Source organism: Methanoregula sp., from assembly GCF_002835825.1.
Classification (GTDB): Archaea; Halobacteriota; Methanomicrobia; order Methanomicrobiales; family Methanospirillaceae; genus Methanoregula.
This window is the reverse complement of record NZ_PIZH01000423.1, coordinates 1-1,781: the sequence shown is the minus strand read 5'-3', so window position 1 is coordinate 1,781 and position 1,781 is coordinate 1. Positions and strand designations below refer to the sequence as shown.

At 54.8% G+C, this 1,781-nt stretch carries 2 protein-coding genes; both read left to right on the top strand.

Annotated features, from left to right (window positions below):
• The first annotated feature begins 140 nt into the window (after nt 1–140).
• Nucleotides 141–503, top strand: coding sequence for a hypothetical protein (locus CW742_RS11835; protein WP_292420633.1), 363 nt, complete (start codon nt 141–143; stop codon nt 501–503).
• A 22-nt stretch (nt 504–525) separates the two neighbouring features.
• Nucleotides 526–1,781 (top strand): ribosome biogenesis/translation initiation ATPase RLI (locus CW742_RS11830; protein ID WP_292420631.1); only part of this gene is annotated, 1,256 nt, incomplete at its 3' end.

The following is a 1,781-nucleotide window of genomic DNA, read 5'->3' as shown; positions in this document are numbered from 1 at the left end:
ACCCTGTTCTGATGCCATACGCTTTTGTCGGTTACTTATTAGCTGCCATAAGCTGATAAACGTATAATCACCCGGAAAATGGTAAAACCAAATTACATATGGCTTGGCAAACATAGGTATACGACAACTGGTGTTGCGGGATGAGTGAAGATATTCCTGAAGAGAAGCCGGTCCAGACCAAAAAGGCAAAGACCAAGGCAGACAAGCAGGCCGAACATATCGAACGGATCAAACGGACCCTGATAGCCTCCCTGCTGGGTATGCTTGCCGGTATCCTTGCCTACTATTTCGGTGGCATACCGGATGCTTCCGGGATCCAGGCTGATGGCTTCCTCGGGTTCATGTTCATGCTCGTGTTCATCGTCCTGCAGAAACACATCTTCATGCTGATGCGGATGGATACGTCAAAACTTGGCGGCAAGGACTGGTTTTTCCAGGGATTCATGACCTTTGCCTTCTGGTTCGTGACATGGACGATCCTGCTGACCTCGATTCCCCGGTAACGTTCTTTTTTCGTGGTACACCATGAGAATCGCCATCGTCCACAAAGACCGCTGCCATTCCCGGAAGTGCGGTACCGAGTGCATCATCTACTGCCCCCGGGTCAGGACCGGGGACGAGACGGTGATCATCGGTGAGGATGGGAAAGCCCAGGTATCCGAGGAACTCTGTGTCGGGTGCGGTATCTGCATCAAGAAGTGCCCCTTCGGTGCCATCGACATTGTCAGTCTTCCAGAGGAACTCGAGCACCCGACTCACCGGTACGGGAAGAACGGGTTTGCCCTGTACGGTCTTCCGGCACCAGTTGAAGGGAAGGTCACCGGCATCCTGGGCGCAAACGGTATTGGGAAAAGCACAGCGATCAAGATCCTTTCCGGGCAGCTCCGCCCCAATCTCGGGAATTTCGACAGCGAGGTTCCCTGGGAAGAGATCCTGAAGCGGTACACCGGCACTGAGCTCTTCGATTACCTCCAGACAGTCTCGAAGAAGAGCCTTAAAATTGCATCCAAGCCTCAGTACATCGATTTCATCCCAAAGGTCTTCTCCGGCACCGTGGCAGCGCTGTTGAAGACTACCGATGAACGCGGGAGGCTGGAGGAGATCATACCGCTCCTGAAACTGGACGCGATCCTTGACCATGACATTGCCACACTGAGCGGTGGTGAACTCCAGCGGGTAGCTATCGCTGCCTGCCTTGCCCGCGATGCCGACCTCTACTTCCTTGATGAAATCACCCCCTTCCTCGATATTTACCAGAGGATTGCCGCAGCCAAACTGATCCGCGACCTTGCCGCAGAGCGCCCGGTGGTCATCGTGGAGCACGACCTTGCCATCCTCGACATGCTGGCCGATACCGTCCATGTCGGGTACGGCAAGCCGGCCGTCTTTGGTATCATTACCCGCCCTAAGGGCGTTCGTGTCGGGATCAACCAGTATCTCGAAGGTTTCCTTGCAGAAGAGAATGTCCGCTTCCGGGACACCCAGGTGGTCTTCGAGAAGCGGGCCCACGAGAAAGGATCGAACCGCGAAGATCTCTTCCTTATTCCGTCAATGACAAAAAAATACGATACGTTCCATCTGACGGTCGGTGGCGGGACGGTCCGCGCCGGTGAAGTGCTGGGTGTTGTCGGGGCAAACGGCATGGGCAAGAGTACGTTTGCCAAGCTCCTTGCCGGGGTTGAGACACCGACGACCGGATCGGTCGAGACAACCCTGAAGATATCCTACAAGCCCCAGTACATCAAAGCCTGGCTCTTATACCAATCTCCGACCCCACGAAA